General features: G+C 43.8%; 39 protein-coding genes. 2 read left to right on the top strand and 37 right to left on the bottom strand.

Annotated features, from left to right (window positions below; translation table 11 throughout):
- Position 1: 1 nt before the first annotated feature.
- From ABIS22_01900 to ABIS22_01765, 28 genes are all read right to left on the bottom strand, one after another.
- Complete coding sequence (locus tag ABIS22_01900) at positions 2 to 925, bottom strand: DNA-directed RNA polymerase subunit alpha (GenBank protein ID MEO7740650.1); 924 nt, start codon at positions 923 to 925, stop codon at positions 2 to 4.
- Positions 926 to 945: 20 nt separating this feature from the next.
- Positions 946 to 1,563, bottom strand: coding sequence for a 30S ribosomal protein S4 (gene rpsD / locus ABIS22_01895; protein MEO7740649.1), 618 nt, complete (start codon positions 1,561 to 1,563; stop codon positions 946 to 948).
- Entirely contained in the window at positions 1,563 to 1,958 is a 396-nt protein-coding gene (gene rpsK / locus ABIS22_01890) for a 30S ribosomal protein S11 (GenBank protein MEO7740648.1), read from the bottom strand. The genes rpsD and rpsK overlap by 1 nt, the downstream gene beginning before the upstream one ends.
- Positions 1,959 to 1,972: 14 nt before the next feature.
- Positions 1,973 to 2,359 (bottom strand): 30S ribosomal protein S13, encoded by a 387-nt coding sequence (rpsM, locus tag ABIS22_01885; protein ID MEO7740647.1) that lies wholly within the window; start codon positions 2,357 to 2,359, stop codon positions 1,973 to 1,975.
- A 2-nt stretch (positions 2,360 to 2,361) separates the two neighbouring features.
- A complete protein-coding gene (gene rpmJ / locus ABIS22_01880; GenBank protein ID MEO7740646.1) occupies positions 2,362 to 2,478 on the bottom strand; it encodes a 50S ribosomal protein L36 in 117 nt (38 codons plus the stop codon).
- Positions 2,479 to 2,507: 29 nt separating this feature from the next.
- Positions 2,508 to 2,732, bottom strand: coding sequence for a translation initiation factor IF-1 (infA, locus tag ABIS22_01875; protein ID MEO7740645.1), 225 nt, complete (start codon positions 2,730 to 2,732; stop codon positions 2,508 to 2,510).
- A 246-nt stretch (positions 2,733 to 2,978) separates the two neighbouring features.
- Positions 2,979 to 3,479, bottom strand: a complete 501-nt coding sequence (locus tag ABIS22_01870; protein ID MEO7740644.1) for a hypothetical protein — start codon at positions 3,477 to 3,479, stop codon at positions 2,979 to 2,981.
- A gap of 131 nt (positions 3,480 to 3,610) precedes the next feature.
- A complete protein-coding gene (secY, locus tag ABIS22_01865; GenBank protein MEO7740643.1) occupies positions 3,611 to 5,020 on the bottom strand; it encodes a preprotein translocase subunit SecY in 1,410 nt (469 codons plus the stop codon).
- A 91-nt stretch (positions 5,021 to 5,111) separates the two neighbouring features.
- Entirely contained in the window at positions 5,112 to 5,591 is a 480-nt protein-coding gene (rplO, locus tag ABIS22_01860; protein MEO7740642.1) for a 50S ribosomal protein L15, read from the bottom strand.
- Positions 5,591 to 6,199: a 30S ribosomal protein S5 gene (gene rpsE / locus ABIS22_01855; protein ID MEO7740641.1), complete on the bottom strand. Its 609-nt coding sequence runs from the start codon at positions 6,197 to 6,199 to the stop codon at positions 5,591 to 5,593. The genes rplO and rpsE overlap by 1 nt, the downstream gene beginning before the upstream one ends.
- Before the next feature lie 2 nt (positions 6,200 to 6,201).
- Positions 6,202 to 6,555, bottom strand: coding sequence for a 50S ribosomal protein L18 (rplR, locus tag ABIS22_01850; GenBank protein ID MEO7740640.1), 354 nt, complete (start codon positions 6,553 to 6,555; stop codon positions 6,202 to 6,204).
- A 2-nt stretch (positions 6,556 to 6,557) separates the two neighbouring features.
- On the bottom strand, positions 6,558 to 7,091 hold the full coding sequence (gene rplF / locus ABIS22_01845; protein MEO7740639.1) for a 50S ribosomal protein L6: 534 nt from the start codon (positions 7,089 to 7,091) through the stop codon (positions 6,558 to 6,560).
- 22 nt (positions 7,092 to 7,113) lie between these two features.
- The gene (gene rpsH, locus ABIS22_01840; protein MEO7740638.1) at positions 7,114 to 7,515 is read right to left on the bottom strand and encodes a 30S ribosomal protein S8; all 402 of its coding nucleotides are present in this window, start codon (positions 7,513 to 7,515) and stop codon (positions 7,114 to 7,116) included.
- Positions 7,516 to 7,529: 14 nt separating this feature from the next.
- On the bottom strand, positions 7,530 to 7,799 hold the full coding sequence (gene rpsN / locus ABIS22_01835; GenBank protein MEO7740637.1) for a 30S ribosomal protein S14: 270 nt from the start codon (positions 7,797 to 7,799) through the stop codon (positions 7,530 to 7,532).
- Positions 7,799 to 8,377: a 50S ribosomal protein L5 gene (gene rplE / locus ABIS22_01830; GenBank protein MEO7740636.1), complete on the bottom strand. Its 579-nt coding sequence runs from the start codon at positions 8,375 to 8,377 to the stop codon at positions 7,799 to 7,801. The genes rpsN and rplE overlap by 1 nt, the downstream gene beginning before the upstream one ends.
- Entirely contained in the window at positions 8,377 to 8,700 is a 324-nt protein-coding gene (gene rplX / locus ABIS22_01825) for a 50S ribosomal protein L24 (protein ID MEO7740635.1), read from the bottom strand. Before rplX ends, rplE begins: the two co-directional genes overlap by 1 nt.
- Position 8,701: 1 nt before the next feature.
- On the bottom strand, positions 8,702 to 9,070 hold the full coding sequence (gene rplN, locus ABIS22_01820) for a 50S ribosomal protein L14 (protein MEO7740634.1): 369 nt from the start codon (positions 9,068 to 9,070) through the stop codon (positions 8,702 to 8,704).
- Position 9,071: 1 nt separating this feature from the next.
- Positions 9,072 to 9,344 (bottom strand): 30S ribosomal protein S17, encoded by a 273-nt coding sequence (gene rpsQ, locus ABIS22_01815; protein ID MEO7740633.1) that lies wholly within the window; start codon positions 9,342 to 9,344, stop codon positions 9,072 to 9,074.
- Position 9,345: 1 nt separating this feature from the next.
- Complete coding sequence (rpmC, locus tag ABIS22_01810; protein MEO7740632.1) at positions 9,346 to 9,576, bottom strand: 50S ribosomal protein L29; 231 nt, start codon at positions 9,574 to 9,576, stop codon at positions 9,346 to 9,348.
- A gap of 1 nt (position 9,577) precedes the next feature.
- Positions 9,578 to 9,991: a 50S ribosomal protein L16 gene (gene rplP, locus ABIS22_01805; GenBank protein ID MEO7740631.1), complete on the bottom strand. Its 414-nt coding sequence runs from the start codon at positions 9,989 to 9,991 to the stop codon at positions 9,578 to 9,580.
- Positions 9,991 to 10,629: a 30S ribosomal protein S3 gene (gene rpsC, locus ABIS22_01800; GenBank protein ID MEO7740630.1), complete on the bottom strand. Its 639-nt coding sequence runs from the start codon at positions 10,627 to 10,629 to the stop codon at positions 9,991 to 9,993. Before rpsC ends, rplP begins: the two co-directional genes overlap by 1 nt.
- A gap of 1 nt (position 10,630) precedes the next feature.
- Positions 10,631 to 11,065, bottom strand: coding sequence for a 50S ribosomal protein L22 (rplV, locus tag ABIS22_01795; protein ID MEO7740629.1), 435 nt, complete (start codon positions 11,063 to 11,065; stop codon positions 10,631 to 10,633).
- Complete coding sequence (gene rpsS, locus ABIS22_01790) at positions 11,065 to 11,331, bottom strand: 30S ribosomal protein S19 (GenBank protein ID MEO7740628.1); 267 nt, start codon at positions 11,329 to 11,331, stop codon at positions 11,065 to 11,067. The genes rplV and rpsS overlap by 1 nt, the downstream gene beginning before the upstream one ends.
- Before the next feature lie 3 nt (positions 11,332 to 11,334).
- A complete protein-coding gene (gene rplB / locus ABIS22_01785; GenBank protein MEO7740627.1) occupies positions 11,335 to 12,174 on the bottom strand; it encodes a 50S ribosomal protein L2 in 840 nt (279 codons plus the stop codon).
- Positions 12,174 to 12,491: a 50S ribosomal protein L23 gene (locus ABIS22_01780; protein MEO7740626.1), complete on the bottom strand. Its 318-nt coding sequence runs from the start codon at positions 12,489 to 12,491 to the stop codon at positions 12,174 to 12,176. Before ABIS22_01780 ends, rplB begins: the two co-directional genes overlap by 1 nt.
- A gap of 1 nt (position 12,492) precedes the next feature.
- Positions 12,493 to 13,107: a 50S ribosomal protein L4 gene (gene rplD, locus ABIS22_01775; GenBank protein ID MEO7740625.1), complete on the bottom strand. Its 615-nt coding sequence runs from the start codon at positions 13,105 to 13,107 to the stop codon at positions 12,493 to 12,495.
- Positions 13,107 to 13,721 (bottom strand): 50S ribosomal protein L3, encoded by a 615-nt coding sequence (gene rplC, locus ABIS22_01770; GenBank protein MEO7740624.1) that lies wholly within the window; start codon positions 13,719 to 13,721, stop codon positions 13,107 to 13,109. Before rplC ends, rplD begins: the two co-directional genes overlap by 1 nt.
- Positions 13,722 to 13,877: 156 nt before the next feature.
- On the bottom strand, positions 13,878 to 14,213 hold the full coding sequence (locus ABIS22_01765; protein ID MEO7740623.1) for a hypothetical protein: 336 nt from the start codon (positions 14,211 to 14,213) through the stop codon (positions 13,878 to 13,880).
- Positions 14,214 to 14,317: 104 nt separating this feature from the next.
- On the opposite strand from ABIS22_01765, the gene ABIS22_01760 reads away from it, so the two are divergent.
- The gene (locus tag ABIS22_01760) at positions 14,318 to 14,632 is read left to right on the top strand and encodes a hypothetical protein (protein ID MEO7740622.1); all 315 of its coding nucleotides are present in this window, start codon (positions 14,318 to 14,320) and stop codon (positions 14,630 to 14,632) included.
- A gap of 63 nt (positions 14,633 to 14,695) precedes the next feature.
- On the opposite strand, the gene rpsJ is transcribed toward ABIS22_01760, so the two are convergent.
- From rpsJ to rpsL, 9 genes are all read right to left on the bottom strand, one after another.
- Positions 14,696 to 15,022: a 30S ribosomal protein S10 gene (gene rpsJ, locus ABIS22_01755; GenBank protein ID MEO7740621.1), complete on the bottom strand. Its 327-nt coding sequence runs from the start codon at positions 15,020 to 15,022 to the stop codon at positions 14,696 to 14,698.
- 278 nt (positions 15,023 to 15,300) lie between these two features.
- Entirely contained in the window at positions 15,301 to 15,525 is a 225-nt protein-coding gene (locus tag ABIS22_01750) for a hypothetical protein (protein ID MEO7740620.1), read from the bottom strand.
- Between the two features lie 139 nt (positions 15,526 to 15,664).
- The gene (gene tuf / locus ABIS22_01745) at positions 15,665 to 16,846 is read right to left on the bottom strand and encodes an elongation factor Tu (GenBank protein ID MEO7740619.1); all 1,182 of its coding nucleotides are present in this window, start codon (positions 16,844 to 16,846) and stop codon (positions 15,665 to 15,667) included.
- A gap of 102 nt (positions 16,847 to 16,948) precedes the next feature.
- Positions 16,949 to 17,608 carry a hypothetical protein gene (locus tag ABIS22_01740; protein ID MEO7740618.1) on the bottom strand — a complete coding sequence of 220 codons (660 nt, stop codon included), beginning with the start codon at positions 17,606 to 17,608 and terminating at the stop codon, positions 16,949 to 16,951.
- Between the two features lie 133 nt (positions 17,609 to 17,741).
- Positions 17,742 to 19,835 (bottom strand): elongation factor G, encoded by a 2,094-nt coding sequence (gene fusA / locus ABIS22_01735; protein MEO7740617.1) that lies wholly within the window; start codon positions 19,833 to 19,835, stop codon positions 17,742 to 17,744.
- Between the two features lie 114 nt (positions 19,836 to 19,949).
- Positions 19,950 to 21,296: a hypothetical protein gene (locus ABIS22_01730; GenBank protein MEO7740616.1), complete on the bottom strand. Its 1,347-nt coding sequence runs from the start codon at positions 21,294 to 21,296 to the stop codon at positions 19,950 to 19,952.
- Between the two features lie 41 nt (positions 21,297 to 21,337).
- Positions 21,338 to 22,450, bottom strand: a complete 1,113-nt coding sequence (locus tag ABIS22_01725) for a hypothetical protein (GenBank protein ID MEO7740615.1) — start codon at positions 22,448 to 22,450, stop codon at positions 21,338 to 21,340.
- A gap of 117 nt (positions 22,451 to 22,567) precedes the next feature.
- Entirely contained in the window at positions 22,568 to 23,047 is a 480-nt protein-coding gene (gene rpsG / locus ABIS22_01720) for a 30S ribosomal protein S7 (protein MEO7740614.1), read from the bottom strand.
- Entirely contained in the window at positions 23,047 to 23,460 is a 414-nt protein-coding gene (gene rpsL, locus ABIS22_01715) for a 30S ribosomal protein S12 (GenBank protein MEO7740613.1), read from the bottom strand. Before rpsL ends, rpsG begins: the two co-directional genes overlap by 1 nt.
- Positions 23,461 to 23,676: 216 nt before the next feature.
- On the opposite strand from rpsL, the gene ABIS22_01710 reads away from it, so the two are divergent.
- On the top strand, positions 23,677 to 24,153 hold the full coding sequence (locus tag ABIS22_01710) for a hypothetical protein (GenBank protein MEO7740612.1): 477 nt from the start codon (positions 23,677 to 23,679) through the stop codon (positions 24,151 to 24,153).
- Positions 24,154 to 24,404 lie beyond the last annotated feature (251 nt).

Here is a 24,404-nt window from a genome sequence, read left to right as displayed (position 1 = left end):
ATTAAAGTTCCAATTCCGCCAATTTATCTTTGACTTCATCAAGCGCTTTACTGCCGAATCCTTTTAGTTCACGGAGATCTTGTTCGCTAAGCGTTACAAGATCATGAACAGTACGGATGTCGTTATTAACAAGGGCATTAGCTGTGCGAGCAGTCAAATTTAATTCTTCGATAGAAGTATTAAGTTCGTTTGTCTCATCGTCAGCTGTTTGTCCAAGTGCAGGTGCAGCTTCAACAATTGTTGAGCCGGCAAGAGCCGTGTACTGATTTACTAAGATGGCAGATGCTTGCTCGAATGCATCACGTGGGCTAAGAGAGCCGTCGGTTTCAACAGTAATGAGTAGTTTATCTAGGTTAGTTTCTTGACCAACGCGAGTACTCTCTACTTTGTAGCGAACACGTAACACAGGGCTGAAGACAGCATCAAGTGCGATCATGTCGCTGTGAAGACGAGATACGCTCGATTGTTCAATAGTCCGGTAACCGCGACCAGCTTCAACAACAAGATCGAATAGAACTGATTTTTTAGGATCATCGATTGTTGCGATAACTTGCTCTGGGTTAACGACTTCAACATCAGCTGATGTTTTAATGTCAGCTGCAGTAACAACTCCTGCGCCTTTCTTCTCAAGACGAAGCTCGATAGGCTGATCAGAATGTACTTTTAGACGAACATTTTTAAGGTTTAGCATGATGTCGACGACATCTTCTTTCACACCTGGAATAGTTGTGAATTCGTGTGATGCTCCTTCAACGCGGAAAGCAACGATAGCTGCCCCTTCAATACTTGAAAGAAGTACGCGGCGTAGGCTGTTACCAAGAGTATTACCGTAACCTGCGTGAAGCGGTTCGATAACAAACTCTGCAGACGTAGCGTTAAGCTCGTTGACGGCGGCAAGTGCTGGGTTGTGAATAACTTGTGACATAAATGTAGGCTCCTTACCCTTTAACGTGAGTAGTACTCAACAATTAGTTGCTCGTTAATATCGGCTTCAGCTTCTTCGCGCTTTGGAAGACCAGTAATGCTGACGGTAAATTTCTTGGGGTTGCTCTTCATCCAACTAAGTGGACCTTGTACTGAATTTTTGATGACATCATCAAGTTCAGTGAAGTAACCAGACTTAGTACTCTTTGGGCGGACTTCAATCTCATCACCAGCTTTAAGGCGGATTGATGGGATATCAACACGACGTCCATTCAAAATGAAGTGCCCGTGTCCAACTAATTGACGTGCAGCACGACGTGAAGTCGCAAAGCCTGCGCGGTAAATAGCGTTGTCCATTCGAAGTTCTAGCATTTGTAGCAAGTTCTCACCTGCAAGGCCGTCACGACGACTTGCCTCATCCATAAGTCTAGCAAACTGTTTTTCTAGCAAACCGTAGGTTCGTCTAACTTTTTGCTTTTCACGTAGTTGTGTCGAGTAAAGACTTGCTTTACCTTGACGACCACCGCCGTGCTGACCTGGAATACCAGATTTTTTAGCCATAATTTTGTGCGCCTTAGGATGTAGTGCATATCCTTCGCGGCGGCTCTGTTTGACGATTGGGCTTCGATCTCGTGCCATTACGCCCTCCTTGCCTTACGTGGACGAACGCCACCGTGAGGTACGCCAGTCACATCTTTGATACTATCAACAGAAATTTCAAATGAACTCATTGCGCGGATAGCGGCATCACGACCAAGACCAACACCTTTGACGAAAACGTCAACGGCTGACATATTATGAAGTGATTTCACATTTTCCGCAGCTTTTTCAGCTGCGACCTGTGAAGCGTAGGCTGTGCCTTTTTTGCTTCCACGGAATCCACATGCACCAGCACTACTGCTGGCAAGTACATTACCTTTTTTATCAGTAAACGTCACAATAGTATTATTGAACGTTGCCTGAATGTGCAGCTGACCAGAAGGAACTGATCGGCGCTGCTTTTTACGAGTTGTCGTTTTAGTTGCTTCAGCCATATATCGATTCCTTTCTACGTCTTAGACGCTGCTTTCTTTTGTGTGCCGCCGACTGCGATAGCTTTACCCTTACGAGTTCGTGCATTCGTTCGAGTACGCTGTCCGTGTACTGGAAGTCCGCTTTTATGGCGGAGTCCCCGGTACGAGCCAACATCTTTAAGGCGCTTGATATTATTTGTTACCTGACGCTGTAAGTCGCCTTCCACGGTATAATCTGCATCGATTATTTCGCGAAGTCGTTGTTCTTCAGCCTCGGTGAGATCTTTCACCCGAGTGGTCGGCTCAACTTTTGCCGCCGCAAGGATGGTCGATGCGAAGTGTGGACCGATACCGTAGACATATGTCAACGCGATCTGCACTTGCTTTTCTGAAGGGATTACTACCCCTGCAATTCGAGCCATGCTTAACCCTGCCTTTGCTTATTCTTAGGTTTTTTCTTATTGATGATGCGGAGGACACCTTTACGGCGAACTAACTGATCATCGGGACTGATTTTTTTTACACTTGCACGAACTTTCATAAGCGTTCAAAAACTCCCTATTACGTTAATTAATCTCTCATGCGAAAGCTGATTCTGCCCTTAGTAAGATCGTAAGGGGTCAACTCAACTTCCACCTTATCGCCGGGAACAAGTCGGATATAATGCTTTCGCATTTTACCTGAAATATGGGCAATAATACTATGACCATTCTCTAGTTCGACTTTAAATTGAGTATTAGGCAGTGCTTCCACCACCTTACCTTGCAATTTAATTACTTCCTTTTGATTAGCCATAAGTTACAGTAGTAGATTATACAGTAAAACGCAGCGTGCGTAAAGACAATTTTGAAATACCGTCGCGCCGTTATGCAGCGAAGATGTATTTGATATTTTTATTGTAACGCATATTACTCATGCGTCAACGCTTTTTGTAACTCATCTCTATTACGTGAAGAAATTTTCACGGCATGGAGATGAGGACAGAGAAGGAATGAACCGACTCGCCTCATCCTATAACTAGTTTTGAAATGAGGTTGACACTCAGAAGAGTACTCCGCAGCCATCTAGCCGCAGTTTGAGGCTCAGCTCTTGATCACGCATATCGACGAGCACTATGTTGATCCTCTGATTGACCACAGTGAATTCTGCCCTTAGGGGCGGCATGTACTCGTTAGTTCCCATTTCCCCTGTTACGGCCTTCTCCAGCCAGCCAATGCCGTTACCTTCGCCCAAGTTGAATACTTGGACAAGGAGCTCGCTGATTGCATTTTGTTCGAGACAGTCAGTGAGTTTGGTGCCGACGATGAACAGCTCGAACTCACGGAGTCGGGCTGCGTGCCCATGCAGTAGAGCTACGACGTACGTAACCATAGCCTGCCGAGCATTGTTATATACGGTTGTCATGGTGCTCTGCCACGCATCCAGCTGTTTATCGCTCTTCCCGCGATTAGCAGGACGGCAGACTGGCATAGTGCTCCTTACGGCCTCTAGTACATCGAGTGCACCTTTGTACTCAGCCAGACCTTCATCGATATCAAACATGATTATCCTTCTCTGTCAAAAAACGCCGTTCACCTGGATGGCAAAACGGTCGTTTTACTGCTTCCAAACTACTAGGTCAGTACTAGTTATACTAACCTAGCAGCCATTACACAATCATGAGCAGCATGTCTCTATTTGTAATCGTCGTATGTGACCATGAGGGCGCGTGAATTGATCTGACGTAGTGATTCAAGACCAACTGATACAACGATGAGAAGTCCAGTACCACCAATAGCAAGGTTACTCGCATTGATACCTAGCTGCGCAAAGATGTATTCAGCACCAAACGGCATGACAGCAATAATACCTAGCATGATTGAACCGAAAAGAACAAGTCGATTTACGGTTTGTGAAAGATACTTCTCGGTTTGTATGCCTGGACGCACTCCTTCAACAAATCCACCTTGTTTCTGAAGGTTCTCTGCAATCTCGTTTGCGTTAAATACAATACCTGTATAGAAGTAGGTAAACAATATAACGAGAACGAAGTAACTTGCTGGATAGATAAGTGCGCTGAGAGTGTCTCCTGTAAATGCACCTGGCTGTGGCGCTTGGAACCAAGTGATAAGATTATTTGCAAGTCCAAGGTAGTTTGCGTTACCTGTCGCTTTTATCACTTGCCCTGCGAATGCTGGAAGCGATAAGAATGCAACTGCAAAGATAACTGGAATAACACCCGCAGCAATAAGTTTTACTGGTAGGATGCTCTTAACGCCACCGTAACTACTATTGCCTTGAACACGTTTTGCGTAATTGATAGTTATAATGCGCTGTGCTTCATTTATTTTGACGAGTATATACAGAACCATTAATGACACCAGAGCCACTCCCAGGGTCACATAAAAGGCCAATGGATTGACTGGTACAGTAAACCATCCAAATACGCTCAGCCCGCCGCTACTTGTGTCAAAGAGTGAAGTGATAATAGTTGATAGAGTCGTTGGGAGTTGACTAATAATACCGGCAAAGATTACAAGACTGATACCGTTACCAATTCCCTGTTCAGTAATGAGCTCACCGAGCCACATAAGAAGGACAGATCCTGCTGTCATCGCACCGACGGCAACAATCCACTCAATAGCAGTTGGGTCACCTAGGGCTGTCGTATTCCCCGCAAGCGTCGTCTGACGAAGAATATATATAAAAGCAATTGACTGTACGATAGCGAGCGGAACACTTATCATACGTGTCCATTGGTTAATCTTACGGCGACCAGATTCACCATCTTTATGAAGCTCTTCAAGTTTTGGAATTGCTTTTGTAAGAAGCTGCGTAATAATTGAAGCTGTAATAAAAGGACTCATACCAACAAGTACTATAGAGAAACTTGCGAGTGCTCCACCTGAAAGAAGGTTCAAGAAACCACCAAAATCACTACCACTTACGACACTATCGATAACAGCTTTTAGTTTCGTCGGTTCTGCAAGTGGCACAGGAATGTGCGCTAAGAAGCGATAGGCTATAATGATTCCAATGACAATAACAAGACGTTTTTGCATGTCTTTATTCTTGAATGATCGAAAGATGGTTTTCCAGTTCACGGTCGAGTTTTACCCTCTCTAAATGTTAGTTCTTACTACTCCTCGTAGTATTCTTTTATTAAGTATACTACGAGAAATGTAACAACAATGGTTATTTGTCTTCTTTTTCTGCTTCTTTCGTACTTTTCTTGAGTGGTGTCGCAGTTTTTACATACGTACCACCTGCTTTTACGATAGCAGCTTGAACGGTTTTACTTGCGCCACTAACGTGTAATGTCACCTTTTCGGTAAGTTCACCGCGAACGATGACCTTCACTGCTTGGAAAGGTGTCGCAATCAAACCTTCAGCAAATAGCAGCGCATTGTCGACAGTTTTGCCTTTGAACGCGTTTAGGTGATCAAGATAGACAACCTGAGCCGGGGTTCGTTTACTTTTAAAGCCACGAGCTTTTGGCACCGCCTGGACAAGTGGTCGCTGACCACCCTGGAACATAGTCGGCAATTTCTTACCTGTACGTGCACCTTGACCCTTAGTACCACGACCGGCAGTTTTACCCTGACCAGCCGCAATACCACGACCAACGCGCTTCTTGTTTTTAATTGGAGTAATTTGTAGTTCGTGATATTTCATTACTTTTTCTCCTCGGCAGCTGCTTCATCTGAAGTATCTGCGGCAGCTTTTTTAGCAACAACTTTTTTCTTAGGTGCATTTAGCCACTCATCACGTGGGACAAGTGATTTTAGTGCATCAATTGTTGCATAAGCAATGTTCACTTTATTCGTTGAACCAAGTGATTTACTTAGCATGTTTCGGATACCGGTTACACCGATAATCGAACGAACGACACCACCAGCGATAATACCAGTACCTGGTGCAGCTGGCTTTAGTAGCACCTGTGCACCACTGAATCGTATTTCAACATCGTGTGGAATAGTTTCATTTTTAATTGGAACGGTAATGAGGTGTTTTTTAGCAACATCAGTTGCTTTTGCGATAGCTGATTGAACATCAGCACCCTTAGCAACACCAACACCAACTTTGTTTTTGCGGTCACCCACAACGACAAGTGCTTTAAAGCGGAAACGACGTCCACCTTTTACAACACGTGCTACACGATCAATATTAATAACTAGTTCTTCAAACTGCTTAGGTTCTGCAGGCGTCTGATCTCGGCGGTTATCTCGGCGAGGAGGACGTGGTGCACGAGCTGGAGCAGCAGTAGTTTGTTGTTCAGCCATAATTAAAATTCCAGACCTTCCTTACGAGCCGCATCAGCGAGCGCATGTAGGCGACCAGCGTACTGGCGGCCATTGCGATCAAAGACGACTGTCGTAATCTTAGCTTTTTTAGCTTTTTTAGCGATATCAGTACCAACAAATGATGCTTGCTCACTTAGTGAACCTGTTTGCTTTGTACCTACAGTTGTACTAGCTGCAAGTGTTTGCTGTGCAACATCATCGATAAGCTGTGCACTGACGTGTTTTGTACTAATAGTGACAGTTAGACGAGGACGCTCTGCAGTACCGTTCACTTTAGCGCGAACACGGTTTTTACGAAGCGATTTATTCAGCAGTTTTTTAGCGAGTTGATTCATAACTACTTACCTGTCTTTCCTGCTTTTCGAAGTACAACTTCGTCAGCATATTTAATACCTTTACCTTTGTATGGTTCAGGTTTCTTTAGTGAACGGATTTCTGCTGCGACTTGGCCTACTGCTTGTTTGTCGATACCTGATACAGTGATGCTCATTTTTTCGACAGTAAGTAGAATACCTGTAGGCGCAGTGTATTTAACTGGGTGTGAAAATCCAAGTGTCATTTCAATTGCTTGGCCACCACCGTTAATACGGAAACCGACACCGTTTACTTCAAGTTTTTTCTCAAAGCCTTTTGTAACACCATCTACTGCATTGTTTAGTAATGCACGCTGTAGACCATGTTGAGCTTTAGCAATACGCTCGTCATCTTTACGAGTAACGGTCGCTTGTGTACCATCTAGGGTAACCGTCACGTCGCTCAGATGTGGAACAGTCAATTCGCCTTTAGGGCCTTTGACTGAAATAACATCTGAGTCAACCGTGATTGTCACACCGGCTGGTACGTCAATGGGTAGTTTTCCGATTCGACTCATATTATTCTCCTTAATTTACTTTCTAGTATACCTTTAGTAGTAATTCACCACCAAGACGCAATTTGCGCGCTTCGTGACCAGTGATTACGCCTTTGCTTGTGCTAATGAGGACAAGTCCACGACCACTTTTTACACGTGGGATATCATCAGCAGCAACATATACACGGCGACCTGGTTTGCTAAGTCGTGTGATTTCATTGATTGTTGAGTTCTCGCCAGTTTTATTGATAGTAATAACTATAGTGTCTCGTGGTTTTCCTGCTTCGACTTTAACGTCTGTCAGGTACTTATTCTTTTTAAGCTGCGTCGCAACAACAAGCTTTAACTTACTTGCTGGAACACGTACTTCATTTTTACCAACCATGACTGCATTACGAATGCGAGTCAGTAGGTCAGCGATGGGGTCAGTTGATTGTAATGACATATATCGTTCCTTTCCTACCAACTACTCTTAGTAATACCCGGAATTTCGCCCTTTGAGGCTTTTTCACGGAAGTTTATACGATTCAGACCAAAACGACGCATGTAGCCACGTGGTCGACCGTGAAGAATATCACGGTTCTTCCAGCGACTTGGACTGCTGTTGAGTGGTAATTTCTGAAGACCTTCTAGGTCACCTAGTTCTTTGAGTTCAGCACGCTTAGCTGCAAACTTCAAAATCATTTTCTTGCGTTTTTCGTCTCGTGCGACGGCAGATTTCTTAGCCATTAGCGTTTGCCTCCTTCTTTCTCAAATGGTAGACCGAATTTTTCAAGTAATGCACGGGAATGGGTTGCGTCTTCGTTTTTAATTGCGAAAGTAACCTGTAGGCCGTGAAGTACTTGTGTTTCCTCGAATGTTAATTCAGGGAAAATCGATTGTTCAATAAGACCAAGGTTGTAGTTTCCACCTTTATCAAATTTCGTTGATACACCATGGAAGTCACGAACACGAGGAAGTGCGATATTAACAAGACGATCAAGGAACTCGTACATACGAGCACCACGAAGCGTTACACTAATCCCAACACGGTTAAGACCAGCACGAATTTTAAATGTCGCGATAGATTTTTTGGCCATGCGATCAACTGGCTGTTGGCCAGTGATCTTTTTTAGTGTGTTACTCACGGTTTCGTAATGACGCTTGTCATCTTTATTCTTGCCGATACCAACGCTGACTACAATTTTCTCGAGCTTTGGCACCTGATGAATATTCTTTAGGTTCAGTTCGGCTTGTAGTTCTTTGACATAAGTTTCCTTATATAAAGCTTTCAGGCGAGGAGCAACAGTAGTAGTAGCTTTAGCCATTACTTGATCTCCTTGTTCTTAAGTTGACGTGCAAGGCGAACCTTGTTGCCGTCAGCATTTTTAATATACCCAACTCGGCTGGTTGCGTTAGATTTTTCATCAACAACAAGCGCTACTTTATGTAGTGGAGTTGGTACGTGAATATCTTTACTACCACCGCGTGGGTTTTGCTGTGATGGTTTTACTTTACGGTGACCAACACCGATGCCTTCAATAAGAACAGCATCCTTTTTAGTCAATACGCGAAGTACTTTACCAGTTGTGCCCTTTTTAGCACCACTAATAAGCTTGACGACATCATCTTTTTGAATACGTTGTGCCATATTAGAGTACCTCCGGAGCTAAGCTGATAATCTTTGCGTAACCCATGTCGCGAAGTTCCCTAGGAACTGGTCCAAATACACGAGTACCCTTTGGTAGCTTGTCGTCGCCAATAATGACGGCGGCATTGTCATCAAATGCAATCGTGCTGCCGTCAGGACGTTGGATTTGATCACGAGTTCGGACCACAACGGCTTTAACGACTGATTTACGTTTGACAGTACCTGTTGGGTTAGCTGTTTTTACGGTTGCGACAATTATGTCACCAACACGTGCGTAGCGGCGTCTAGTACCGCCGAGTACACGAATACACAGTAGCGTTTTAGCACCACTGTTATCGCAGACGATGAGGCGTGATTCTTGTTGGATCATACTATGCCTCGTCCTCTTTTAGTTCAATGCTGCCACGTGATTTCAAAATCACAGCGTCAAGCTTGAAAGCTTTTCGTTTTGAAACTGGACGAGTTTCAGAAATAGTGACTTTGTCACCCTTCTTCGCTTCGTTCTTTTCATCGTGGGCTGCGTATTTTCGGCTAACAGTATATTGTTTGCCATAAATAGGATGCGTTTCACGACTAGTTACAGTGACGGTGATGGTTTTGTCAGCCACATCCGATGTGACGATACCGGTCAATGTCTTGGCCATATTATTTACTCTCCTTTGCACTTGCGATCTCAGCTGCTCGGATAGCGGCGTGAAGGCGTGCGATTTCTTTACGTGTCGTGGTGAGGACCCGCGGGTTGGCAAGTTCGCCAGCTGCGTGACCACGTTTTAATGCAATTTGATCAGCTTGTTTAGTAGCTAAAAGTTCTTGCATCTGTTCGACAGTCTTAACTTCAGTTGCTTTTGCAACTTTTTTAACTTGTTTAGTTGCCATATTACGCTACCTCCCGTGCGATGAACTTAGTGCGGACAGGAAGCTTATGTCCAGCAAGGCGCATAGCCTCACGTGCAGTTGCTTCGTCTACACCCTTCATTTCAAATAGGACGGTACCGGCTTTTACTTTAGCGACAAAGAACTCTGGATTACCTTTACCACTACCCATTTTCACGTCCGCAGGTTTGCGTGTACGTGGAGTGTGTGGGAAGATACGGATCCAGATTTTACCACCACGCTTGATGTGACGAGTCATCGCTTGACGAGACGCTTCGATCTGACGTGAGGTAATGTCATCATTGTCCTGTGACTGAAGGCCGTAATCACCAAAAGCGATGTAATGACCTCGGGTTGCAACACCCTTGTTTTTGCCCTTACGAACTTTACGATATTTAGTTTTCTTAGGAAGTAACATTATCGATCCGTCCTTTCACCTTTGTAAATCCATACCTTAACACCAACGATACCAGCACCAGGTAGTGCAGCACGTGCAGTGTGAAAGTCGATATCAGCGCGAAGGGTATGAAGTGGTACTGATCCCTCAATAACTTTTTCCTTGCGCGCCATTTCAGCGTTGTTTAGTCGTCCGGAAACTTGGATACGGATACCCTTAGCGCCTGCAGCCATAGTATTTTGCGCAGTCATCTTAGTTGCACGACGGAAATTAATACGACGTTCAAGTTGACGAGCAATGTTCTCCGCAACAAGCTTAGCAGCTAGCTCTGGTCGCTTTACTTCTTCGATATTAATACGAACTGGTAGGCTCGCAATTTTCTCGATCTGTGCTTTTAGCTCAGTAACACCTGCACCACCACGGCCAATCACAACACCAGCTTTTGCGGTATGAATTGTAATAGTGATAAGGTTAGCTGAACGTTCAATCTCAATCAAATTAATAGTTGGTCGAGATGCGAATTTTGCTTCAATCAACTCACGGATTCGAATATCTTCTGCAAGCCATTTGGCAAAGTCGCGTTTACCAGCGAACCAACGTGAACTCCAGTTCTTGTGAACCTGCAAGCGGAAGCTAATTGGGTTTACTTTTTGGCCCATATTATTTGCTCTCCTTCTTTGCTACGGTTTTAGCTGTAGGTTTAGTTGTAGTTGACGCACCAACTACAGGCTTAGCTGCAACTTTTTTAGCTTTTTCAGCACCTGTTACTTCAACTAAAATGTTTGAAGCTTTCTTCTCAAATGGAAGAGCACGGCCACGAGCAGCTGGGTTAAAGCGTTTAAGCCTAGTTCCAGCTGTTACTGATAGTGTTGAAATAACCAATGTTTTTCCATCAAGACCATGTGTATTAACAGCATTGCTCTTGGCACTTTCGATTGCTTTTTTAACAGGTAGTGCAGATCGTTTTGGAACGTGATCCAAGATAACGAGTGCGTCTGCTACGGTACGTCCACGCACAAGGGCGGCTACTAAACTCACTTTACGTGGAGTAAGCGCGAGATCCTTGACGTAAGCTCGGACAGTAATATCAGCCATTACTTCTTGTCCTTTCCACCGTGTTTACGGAATTTACGTGTTGGGCTAAACTCACCGAGTTTGTGACCAACCATATTTTCCGACACGAATACTGGTACATGAACGCGACCGTTGTGAACAGCGATCGTACGTCCAACCATGTCTGGGCTAATCGTGCTAGCACGTGCCCAGGTTTTGATAACTGTTCGGTCATCAGCTCCAAGCGCTGCCACTTTTTTGGCAAGCTTGAAGTCGATGAATGGTCCCTTTTTAAGTGATCGACTCATATACTACTTCTTCCTCTTGCTTTCATGGCGGCTCTTTACGATTAACTTACTGACATCTTTACGACGGCGAGTACGGTATCCGAGTGTCAATTGACCCCATGGAGTTCTTGGCGTACGGCCCACACCGTGTGCACCACCGTCACCACCACCATGCGGGTGATCTACAGCGTTCATAGCAATACCACGAACTGATGGACGAATACCTTTGCGTCGGTTACGACCAGCAGAACCGATCTTAACGTTTTGGTGCTGAATGTTGCCAACAACACCTATTGTTGCGTGCGCTTCCAGACGGAATCGACGAACTTCACCTGACGGCATACGTACTTGTGCGTAATCACCCTCTTTTGCCATAAGCTGTGCTTTTGTACCTGCAGAACGAACCATCTGTGCACCCTTACCAATTTGGATCTCGATCGCATAAATCTGAGAACCGATTGGAATGTTTGCGAGTGGCATACGGTTGCTTGCTTCGATTGGTGCATCAGGGCCGCTAGCGATTTGTTTACCTTTAGTCATTTGCGTATCAGCCAGTACATAGTGGTATAGACCATGTTGATCTTTAATACGAGCAATACGCGCAGAACGGTTAGGATCGTATTCAATCTCTTCAACCGTTGCAACTGTACCAGCTGCTAGCTTGTGATTAACAAGTCGGTAGTGTCGTTTGACACCACCACCACGGTGACGAACTGTAATACGTCCAGTATTGTTACGACCAGCGTTTTGCTTTTTACTCTTGACTAAGCTTTTTAGTGGTTTACGAGTTGTAATCTCACTATAATCTTCACTTGTCATGCCTCGGCGGGCAGGAGTGGTTGGGTTGTAAGCTTTAATTGGCATTACTTCTTCTCCTCTTCAGGTTGTACATCAAATACCTGAATACTGTCACCCTTGGCAAGTGTCACGTAGGCTTTCTTAGAGTCTTTGCGAGTTGTCTTACCTGGCTGTGATCGTTTGCCACGGCTAAAGCGAATAGCTTTACCGTTTTGAACGAGTGTTTTGATGCGTTCAACTTTTACTTCGAATTGTGCTTCGATAGCAGCGGCAATTTCTTGCTTGTTTGCTGTGAGAGGCACACTAAATACGTAAACATTGTTTTGCGACTGAGCGTAGGCTTTCTCAGTTGCGCGTGGGATAACGCTAATATTAGTTGTCATATTACGCCTCCTCCTTTACTAACCATGTTTTGATGGTAGAAAGGGCTGAAGGTGCAATAACAATATGATCAGCGTTTAGGATGTGATACACACTTAGATATGTACTACGTACCAACAGAAGCTGTTGGATATTGTTAGTCGCACGAATGAGCTCTGGTGTTTTCTCGTCGACAACGAGGAGGACCTTACGGTCAAGCTTGTTATCGGCAAGGAACTTGATGACATCAGTCGTCTTACCAGTCGTCTTAACATCTTTTACAAGGATAAGTTTCGCTTGGTTCGCGAGTGTCAACGCTTGGCGAATAGCCACACGTTTGCTACCAGTGCTAATACGTTTTGTATAGTTTTCAGTACCGTTAGGTCCAAAAACAACACCACCACCGCGCCAAATTGGGTTACGAGAGCTACCGAAACGCGCACGTCCAGTACCTTTTTGCTTCCATGGCTTCTTACCACCACCGCGGACTTCGCCACGCTGTTTGGTAGTTGCGCTCGAAAGACGAGCTTTGGCAAGATATGAGTCATATGCCAGCTTCAATAGTTCATGGTTTGTCACCTCGACGTTGAAGACTTCTTTTGGTAGAGCAGTCTTAGCTGCTGTAGTTGTCTCAGCCATTATGCCTTTCCTCCAATGATGATCAGACCCTTTTTAGGACCTGGAACAGCACCACGAAGACCAATCAAATTGTTTTCAAGGTCGATGTAAGCAACAACAAGGTTTTTGACCGTTACTCGGTCGTGACCCATGCGTCCTGCCATGCGTTTACCCTTAAAAACTTTTTGTGGATACATTGATCCAATTGAACCTGGTTTACGGACGTTACCGTTACCACCGTGGGTGTTTTTGCTGGTATTAAAGTTATGTCGTTTTACCGTACCGGCAAAACCTTTACCTTTGCTAGTTCCTGTCGCATCAACGACATCTCCTAATGCAAAAGCTGTTACGTCGATTGTGCTTCCTACCGAGAGGCCTTCTGGTAGTTCTGCAACACGAATCTCCCGAATGTGTTTCGGTGTCACTTTGGCTGGACTTGTGTGTCCAGCAACGGCCTTGCTCAGGTTCTTACCCTCACCATATGCCACCTGCACTGCGTTGTAGCCGTCGGATTCGACAGACTTTACCTGAGTCACAGTGTTGGGGCTAGCTTGAATTAGCGTGACTGGAATAGCCGCGCCGCTCTCGCTGATGATTTGGGTCATACCAATTTTGGTACCGAGAAGTGCTTTCATTTGCCTTCATGCTCCCACTTAAAACTCTTGGTGGAGGGTGGTTTCCTTCATCAGGACCTTCCAATTCACCAAGAGACAGTTGTTATTACGTAATAAGTTACCTACGTAGTTTACTACACTTCGTCCCCTTACGTCAAGTGGTAGGAGAAAGGCTATTTAAATGACGACGCCGGCTGGCACGAAGTAACATATAATTGATACAACGACGAGTACTGCATACCAAATTTTTCGATCTTCTTGGTATTTTTCGAACTTTGCAATACCAATTATGCCTAGTACTAGTCCAAGTGGTACGCCTGTAAAGCGTATCCCTTGCCATGAAATAGGTTCTGCAAATTTTAGCCATAGAGTACCAAGTAATATAAATACAACTAGCTTTAGAAAATATGTACTATCCGTCTCGAATACACGAGGATACACTTTTGCCCGTGTGGGTTGTGACTGTTGTCGTTTTTTGGCTGTAACTGGTTTGTTTATTTTTTTTGTGGACATTGTTTTTATTATACTGAAAAATAATCATAAGTAAAATGAAGACTTGTATTCACCTTCTATATAAGCGATAATACAAGCAACTATAAACATGAGGGGAACTAATCGTGGCAACTACTAAAAAAGTTACAGCAACTCCAAAAAAACCTAAGGTAGCTGCTAAAAAAACAGTTTCAAAGCCAAAGGTTGTAAAAACAAGCGTTCACTCACCTCAAAAAACGCCTGCTACAGTTCCTTTTCTAACTTTTCAAGCAACGCATCAGACTTTCTATTGGCTAATCCTATCTGGACTGGTGATTGCACTAGCAGCTTGGGTTATGCAGCTAAGTATGAAGGTTCAGGATATATATGATCAAATTGATGCCACTAATGCTGCAAGTAGTAGTGAAATTATCAAAAAAACGCCTGCAATGCATTCGTAAATAATATACATAATAAAATAATCCCTGAATTGATACAGGGATTATTTTATATTGTCATGATGACTACATACGAATTTCGGCATCAACACCAGCCGGTAAGCTGAGGTTTTGAAGACTATCAATAGTCTTAGGGGTAGCATTCGTGATATCGATAAGACGTTTATGTACACGCATTTCGAATGTTTCTCCACCAGTTTTGTAAACGTGCGGTGATTTTACGACTGTGAATGTACTACGACGAGTAGGAAGTGGTACTGGACCTGCAATACTTGCACCAGTTCGGATTGCAGTATCAATAATTTGCTTAGCTGATTGGTCGATAACCTTGTGATCGTACGCTTTTAGGCGAATACGAATTCGTAGGCCTTCTGCTGCAGGTTTATCTGCCATGGTGTGTCCTTGTCTGAATCTATTGATTCGGTACTATACCGTAACCTCTGACGGGGTGATTACCGCCCGAGTTCTCGATATGATTAATATTCATAACATATTATACAGAGTTTTATCTCAGATGCAAATTGACGATTATATATATTTATGATAGTATATTTTTATATATCCATCACTGTTTGATGGGTGTCATGATATCTGGAATGGCTCCAGTGTCAAATGAGAGGATGCGCATGACTGTCACCGCAGTAAGCACAACCGCAAGAGCTGAGATCGCATCAAGCATCGAAGCCCTCCTGTACATCTCTGAAAGGACTGGCCTGAAGAGCTTCACGATCCAGTCGCCCAACTACGTCACGCTGGCCGAGTTCACGATGATCAGAGCCTCGACGGAGCGATTGAAGCTTCGTGACAAACTGGTGAGGTCTGCGAAGGCTGTGCGGATTCGTACAGCGAAAGGATTTCGCTGCAAAGTGACAGTCGCGCTCTACTAGTCGGACCATTCGACAACATAAACCCCGCCTATCGTTGAGCAGCACCCCACTTGGTGCCTCCGGTATCAGGCGGGGTGTTTGCTTTCATAGGTTTAAGATAATAAATACCCCCGAACTAGCCGGGGGTATTTATTACACTGTTGTGTGATTATTTGTTGATCTTAGTAACAACACCAGCACCAACAGTTCGGCCACCTTCACGAATAGCGAAGTTTAGACCTTGTTCCATTGCGATAGGCTGGAGAAGTGTAACCTTGAAAGTCAAGGTATCGCCAGGCATAACCATTTCTTTGTCAGCAGGAAGTTCAACTTCACCAGTTACGTCAGTAGTACGGAAGTAGAACTGTGGTTTGTAGCCCTTGCTAAATGGTGTGTGACGGCCACCTTCTTCTTTCTTCAAGATGTATACTTCAGCGTCAAATTCTGTGTGTGGAGTAACAGAACCTGGTTTTGCAAGAACTTGACCGCGTTCAACTTGTTCGCGCTCAATACCACGGAGAAGTAGCCCAGCGTTGTCGCCAGCTTGACCTTGGTTTAGGTTCTTTTTGAATGCCTCGATACCAGTAACAACTGATGTTTGAGTTGCTTTGATACCGACGATTTCGACTGGGTCGTTTAGTTTAACAATACCCTGCTCGATACGACCAGTGGCAACCGTACCACGGCCTTTAATTGAGAATACGTCTTCGATAGGCATAAGGAATGGCTTATCAAGATCACGTGTTGGCTCAGGAACGTAGCTATCAAGAGCCTCAACAAGTTCCATAATTGCATCTTCAGAAGCACTGTCGCCTTCAAGAGCTTTTGTTGCAGAACCTTTGATGATAGGAGCATCTTCGTCGAAACCATTCTTTGCAAGAAGTTCACGAATATCCATCTCAACTAGCTCAACTAACTCAGGATCAGCAAGGTCCATTTTGTTTAGGAAAACAAGAATCTTTGGAACACCAACCTGTTTTGCAAGTAGAACGTGCTCACGAGTTTGTGGAAGTGGACCATCATTTGCTGCAACGACAAGGATAGCACCATCAATCTGTGCAGCACCTGTGATCATGTTTTTAACATAATCGGCGTGTCCTGGCATGTCAACGTGAGCGTAGTGACGCTTAGTTGATTCATACTCCTGGTGAGAAGAAGCAATAGTAATACCACGTGCACGCTCTTCTGGCGCGTTATCGATCTGAGCGTAGTCAACTTTTTTGTTAACATCGCTTGGAAGTCGCTTCGCAAGTACAGCTGTGATTGCTGCAGTTAGTGTTGTTTTACCGTGGTCGACGTGGCCCATAGTACCAACGTTAACGTGAGGCTTGGTTCGATCAAAATCTGCCATGTGGGGTATTCTCCTATTAATTATTTTCGCGCGTTGTCAAGATAGACTCCACGACGTATACACTCATTATAGCGAGATAGGGACAAGATGTAAAGAGATGGATTACTCGTCTTCTTTATAATGATGAGCTGGTGGCACAGTGTATGGATCACTGAGTATATCAAGTGCTTTATGAGCAAGTCCGTGAGTTACTTTACTAATCATATCTGATTGTTCAAGACCATCAATTGTACTCCGACGGAATGCAACATAATCTTTACCATAGACCTGTACGTATATACTCTGCACGTCAGGTCTGAGATCAGACCCTATAGCAAAACGCACTGCTTCAAGTTTCATGCAGTGCCTATGCCCTGTCAAAGGTTGTTTGACATGTGGGGCAAGAATGGTGAATGGACTGTGGATACAATCTTCATGTCCATCAGCTATCCGAGCTAATAGCTCTAAAGATGTGGATATGTAACTATTATTCTCATTAATTGTCTTAAATGCTTCTTCTGTAGGATGATGAATCGGCATGCCAAGCCCAATAACTGATAGCCTGTTTTTAATTTTGCTTATACTAGTTGGTTTTATAGCAATGCTATGTTCGAAAAACTCGCCACTGAAATATCGGTCGTAGCCAAGGCTTTGAGATAACGTAACAACATGATGGCGGATTTCAGCGATGCTTAAATCATCATTATCTATCGCTACATCGATAGCTTTTAAGGTTGAGACGGCTTGTATTGCACGATTTTCAGGTGTTTTTGAATGTCTCATTGATCAATTCTACTTTTCTGGGATTCTACACCCAAATAGTACATATAGCAAATACGTGGTCTTATGCAATGTAAAAGATGTAAATCAAAAGGCACAGCCATCTCTGACCGTGCCTTTAAGTCATCGTCGAAATTTATTTACTTGAACGTTTTTCGATGATTTCTTGAGCTACATTTGGTGGAACTTCTTCATATGTCGCAAGTTCCATTGTACTTGCTGCACGGCCCTGACTCATTGAGCGAAGGTCTGAAGTGTAGCCAAACATGCTTGCAAGCGGTACGTATGCACGAATTAGTTTAGCGCCACCAAGAAGATCTTCCATCGCATCAATACGGCCACGACGAGCGTTAAGGTCACCGATTACATCACCCATGAATTCCTCTGGAGTAGTTGCTTCAACTTTCATAACTGGCTCGAGAAGAATCGGCTTTGCTTGCTTCACGCCTTCACGTGCTGAGATAGCACCTGCAAGCTTAAACGCAAGCTCGCTTGAGTCGACATCGTGATAGCTACCATCATATAGTGTTGCTTTAACATCTACGACTGGATAACCAGCAATAACTCCACCGAGTAATGTTTCACGAATACCTTGCTCAACAGGTTTGCGATATTCTTGAGGCACAACACCACCTTTAATAGCATCAACAAATTCGAAACCTTTACCTGGTTCGTTTGGTTCAAATTCAACCCAAACGTCTCCGTATTGTCCACGACCACCTGATTGTTTCGCGTGCTTACCCTGAACTTTTGAAGTTCCCTTGATAGATTCACGGAATGCAACTTGTGGCTCACCGATGTTTGCTTCAACGTTAAATTCACGCTTCATTCGATCAATAAGAATGTCTAGGTGAAGCTCGCCCATTCCTGACATAATCGTTTGTCCTGTTTCATCATCGGTGTGAACGCGGAAAGTTGGATCTTCTTCAGCAAGACGCTGCAAAGCGATTCCCATTTTTTCCTGGTCAGCTTTCGTTTTTGGCTCAACTGCAATTGAAACAGGTGGGTCTGGGAACGTAATGTTTTCAAGTGTAATTGGGTGTGCAACATCAGAAAGGGTGTGACCTGTGAATGTATCTTTAAGGCCAATAACTGCAGCGATGTCACCTGTACCAACTGAACTAATCTCTTCACGCTTATCTGCGTGCATACGAACAATACGGCCAACGCGCTCTTTGTTGCCTGTAGCTGTATTAAGAACATAGCTTCCTGCGGTAAGTGTGCCACTATAAACACGTACAAAGATTAATTTACCAACGAATGGGTCAGTAGCAATTTTGAATGCGAGACCAGCCAGTGGTTCAGACTCAGCAGGTTTTCGCTCGATTTTATCGCCACTCTTAGGGTTAACACCCCAAATAGCATCGACATCAAGTGGGGATGGAAGATAATCTACCATGATATCAAGTAGTTTTTCAACAATAACACCTCGCCCGTCACCGCCGCTTACCAGGTAGAAATCACCAGCAAGAACTCGTTTTCGAAGTGCTGCTTTTAATTCATCGATTGTGATCGACTCTTCACCCTTATCGAGGAAGCGTTCGAATAGCTCATCTTCAGCTTCAACAGCTGCTTCAACAAGAAGACTACGAGCATTTTTAGCTTTTTCAAGCATATCTGCAGGTATCTCACCTTGAACAAGTTCATGGTCAGTATAGTCTTCATATGTGTATGCCTTCATATCTACTAGGTCAACAACACCATTGATGTCTTTTTCGAACCCAATAGGAAGATGGACTGGAAGCGCGTGCTTGCTAAGACGTGTGTGAATTGTGTCAAGAGATTTATAGAAATCACCACCGGTTTGGTTGATTTTATTGATGAAACAAATACGAGGAACGCCGTATTTGTTCGCTTGTCGCCAAACAGTCTCAGATTGAGCTTCAACACCCATCTTACCGTCAAAAATTGTTACGGCACCGTCAAGAACACGTAGAGAACGCTCAACTTCGGCTGTAAAGTCGATGTGACCAGGTGTATCGATGATATTAATTTTGTGGTCTTTCCAAAAACATGTAACGGCAGCACTTGTAATAGTTATTCCACGTTCTTTTTCCTGAGCCATCCAGTCAGTTGTCGCGCCATCGCCATCGCCACGAACCACACCAATTTTGTGAGTTAGACCAGTACGGTACAAAATACCTTCAGTTGTCGTTGTCTTACCGGCATCAATATGCGCGATAATACCGATATTACGAAAGTCCTTTAGAGGGACATTTTTTACAGCCATGGGGCGATCTCTTCCTTTGCGTTTAATTATTGTTTGCTATTTTTTGACACAAAAATAGCGTTTCATTGTCTATTGTAGCAGATTACCAGCCAATTTTCTAGTCACCTAGCCTCTTTAGGCTGGAGCTATGCTACTTCTTGGATAAGCTGTGATAATCACATTATATGTCTTATCTTCAGCCTTAATTGCATACGGTAATGTTAGTTTGTCACTAATCATCGTGTACGACCGCTCCTTCATACTTAAACGTGCGAGATGCACGGCACGAATTGCAGCACTGTGCTCTAATGTATGTTGAATTGGATCTGCGTGACCTATTCCTTCAACTTGAACATCTATAAATGTGAGATTAGCCTCTTTACAGTATTCAGCAAAGGCCTTTGATGCATCGACTGTATTAACGACGCCATCAGCCGAAGGGTCAACTGGTCGGTAATATATTATTTCAGGTGGCTTTTTTTCAAACTTATTTTTTTCACCAAGTGCCAAGATGTCATCCCGAGCACCAGATGCAAGTATAAATTTAAATTGCGACTGAAGGAGTGCCGTCGAGGCAGCATCGTCATTAAAGATTTTTTCTTTTAACACATATTTTGCGACGTTATACAGCTTTTGAGGATCTATAAATAGTGGGTTGCTACCACCTGATCCATCCGAACCAAACTCATTTATTTCATGCCAGCGTGCTCCAAAAGTCTCAACAAGAAACCTATTGATGCGACTGTACTCTGCATCCTTGAATACACTAAGCATATCGACCATTGTGTCACCTTGGTCTCGTGTCCATGGCCATAGTGTATCGCCATCACTTGGCGTATTGTATAAGTGAACTGCAGACACTTTCATATTTGGATTTGATGCATGTATCTTACTGGCAATTGCAAGATCAATAAGTCCTCCCATACTATAGCCACCGAACTCTAGTTCGCTAACAAATCGTCCATCTGCAAAATCAGCAGTAACATTTGCAAGTGCACCAATCTCGATTCCTTTGTCATCAAGTAAAGTTGCATAGACATTTTCATATTGAGCGTATTCACTCGCAGCTATAGCCGTAGGTTCTGAATTAAGATTCCCAAATCCTGCAGTTATTACAATGGCCTTATGTCTATCGTCTACATTAGCAGCATCGTACACTGGCAAAAGATACGCACGAGTTTTACTTAGTTCCATCTTTGTTGCGTTAATATCCATGCGATAGACTGTACCAACGACTCCAGCAATAGTTGCGGCTCCGATTCTTAACGCTTGACGGCGAGAATATGTTCGCTGTGCGCTAAAACTCGTTTCCGTATCATTATGTTCCGGTGGCATCCATCCTCGTCCATCACGCCTACGTCGACGACGTAGTGGAAGTAGCTCATTATCACTTTCAGGCATTGGTTCTGGTATAAATGTCGTTTTTGGCGCAGAATATGCCTGTTCCAATCCTAACTTTAATCCATCGGCTTTCATCAACATCTTGAAATATAGGATACCATAATTCTTTGTGTGCTGTAGATTTATAGAATAGCTGTTATTTTGGATAGTGGAACGTAATGCGTATCGTCACCCAACCGGATAATCATATAAGGCTCCTGCGCATTTGATGTATTATCATGAATTGGTCTTACTGCCACTTCAGTTATGACAGTTGCCTCTAAAGTAAATGGTGCATCTTCAGATTGTTGCCATTGTGGAATAAGACTCTTCGGTTCGATCTTACCGTCAGAACTATGTAGAAGACCAGCCGTATATTCTATAGCTAAAGGGCGTCCTCCAAGCCTCGGTGACATATATGAGATTATCAATGTTTCAAGCGATTCAAGCGACCTTTGTCGGACACTTTTTAATGCGTCGTGAGTTGAGATAATTTGTACAATAGATGAAATGGTGTTAAGCATTTCAGCAGTATATCTGCCATCGCTACTTCCCATTAACTCATAGAGCTGAGATAGATATTCGGAAACTTCAACACTCATGACTTCTTTAAACACATCTTTAGCGTCACGGACATCTCGATTTATTTCATCTTTATCGAACTCCAATCTTGTTGTGTAGTCTACATCTGCTGACGCGCACACGAACGTATGTTGAAACGGTGTATCAGATTCTCCAACGGAAACTCTGTAGACAATCCTTGCACTATATGTGTTGTTTGGATTTTCAACTATTCTATAATAAAAGCTATAAAACCTACCTGACTGGCCAGTAATAAGCTGTGGGACAAATTCATCAGATTCAATATTGCGTGGATAAAAACTAACACCTTCTCGTATATCATTTTTTTCACCCTGAGGAAGGACGAGAGTCGTTCCACTTATAATAACTAATTCACCGATCAACAGATCTGCTCTTGCGCGTCTCGTAAGATCTCGAACGAGTTGATCCATCACAGTGGTCAGCTCTTTTTCATTTGACCATACAACATCTTTCAAGGCGTTCTGAGTATCCAGTGCAGTGACTATTGACGGTGCGTTTTCTAGATATCGCTCGAATGCCGCATCATCTCTTGTGAGTGTCATAAAGTCGATATCTAGGTCTGGCATAGCTCCGTGTGGTCTTGTGATATCACCAAATGATTTATCGACAGAAGATCTATCCATATCTGGCATCGAAAATTCATTTTCACTCATATACTATATATCCTATTCTATGTCAAAGACTTATGCAACCGTGCTCAGGTATACTTACATAAAATACCCGCCACATATTCGTAGCGGGTATTTTGTGAAGAAACATCGAATATATTACTATGTTCGAGCAAAGTGAGCGAAAGCACGGTTTGCTTCGGCCATTTTGTGGGTATCTTCTTTTTTCTTGTATGCAGCACCTGCTTGGTTGTATGCATCAACAATTTCAAGCGCTAAGCGCTGTGAATATGGGATACCTTTACGACCGCGGGCAGACTGAACCAACCAGCTAAATGCATAGTGTAATTGGCGATGACCAGAAACTGGGAATGGAATCTGGTAGTTTGCGCCACCAACACGACGAGATTTAACCTCGAAGTTTGGTGAGATGTTTTTTAGAGCGCGCTCAAAGACTTCAAGTGGATCCTCAGAGTCAAGTTTTTTTGCAGCTATTTCAAGTGCTGAGTAAACTGCTGACTCAGCGATAGATTTCTTACCATCAATCATTGATTTGTTGATAAGTCGTTGTACCATTGGACTCTGATATTTACGATCTGGACCTGGAATGCGCTGTAGCGACTTAGTTACTTTACGAGGCATTACTTGTCCTCCTTTTTAGCGCCATATTTAGAGCGGCCTTGTTGGCGTTTTGCAACACCTTGAAGGTCAAGCGCACCACGAACGATGTGGTAACGAACACCTGGAAGATCTGGAACACGGCCACCACGAACAAGCACAACAGCGTGTTCCTGAAGGTTATGACCTTCGCCGCCAATGTATGCCCAAACTTCTTGACCATTTGTAAGACGCACACGAGCGACTTTACGAAGTGCAGAGTTCGGTTTCTTAGGTGTTTTAGTCGTTACTTTGATACATACGCCACGTTTTAGTGGAGCATCTTGATCGTAGTAACGAGTCTTTAGTGCATTGTGGATACGACCGAGCGCAGGAGACTTACTTTTTTTAATAGCAATCTTGCGTGGTTTTCGCACCAATTGGTTGATTGTTGGCATTAATACTCCTGTTAATTCACATTATTTGAGATAAGATGTATCTCGTGTATAGTCTGGCTTCAGCATCGCCTCGCTATGTCGTCCTGCTTAGCGTCTACCTGGTGTGTACACATTCAATACACCAAGTAATCCAAACAGAGGAAACTCACTTGTTACTATACCAAATTTGAGTGCTATATGCAATGTTCACGCGCTCAGTGGTATACTTAAGGTATTATGGATCAAAGCCCACCTACTCCTCCACCTTATATGCCACCAACAATGCCAGAACCTACAGAAGTTTCGATAGCTCCTGCTGTTAGTACTTCTACAGTCCAGGTATCTTCAGCTAAACCAACAAATACCGACCACTTAAGACTTTGGACGCTTATTGTAAACTGCGTCCATTTCGGATTCGTGATACTTCTTATTGTAGGATTTATTCTTGCTGTATCTGGCGTATTAAAAGGATTTTCAGATTCACTTGGAGCGATTGTAGTCGCTTTTATTATTTTAGCTTTTATTGGTGTCCTTGATATGATCGTATCCGTGGGAGCTATTGTTCTTGATATTCTTTTTCTTACAAAGAGAAAACCTACAGGTACACCAAAAGTACTTACGATAGCGTCTCTTGTTGTGATTGGACTTGGTTTCATTGCGGGGCCAATAATAAGCCTTATCACTACTGGACTTCAGGGAGCTGGCAATTACTAACGAAAAATGAGCCACCGAAAAGGCTCGCGTGAATGCGGCGACCACAATGGTCGAGCCGATTCGGCATGCTCATTTTCGTTGACTCAGTTGTTGGGGTAGTAGGACCGGTGCTTGCGCAGCCAACTGGCTGCAATCCTCCGGTCCAGTTGTGTGATCCGGGTCGTCGACGCGAGGTGTGCATCCAAGATCACACATGCCTGGCTATAGCGACCGTTCTTGATCTCGTACAGGAAGCCAGGCACGTCACCGAA

This window comes from Candidatus Saccharimonadales bacterium (assembly GCA_039928925.1).
Lineage (GTDB): Bacteria > Patescibacteriota > Saccharimonadia > Saccharimonadales > Saccharimonadaceae > UBA6022.
This window is presented reverse-complemented; position numbering and strand designations above follow the sequence as displayed.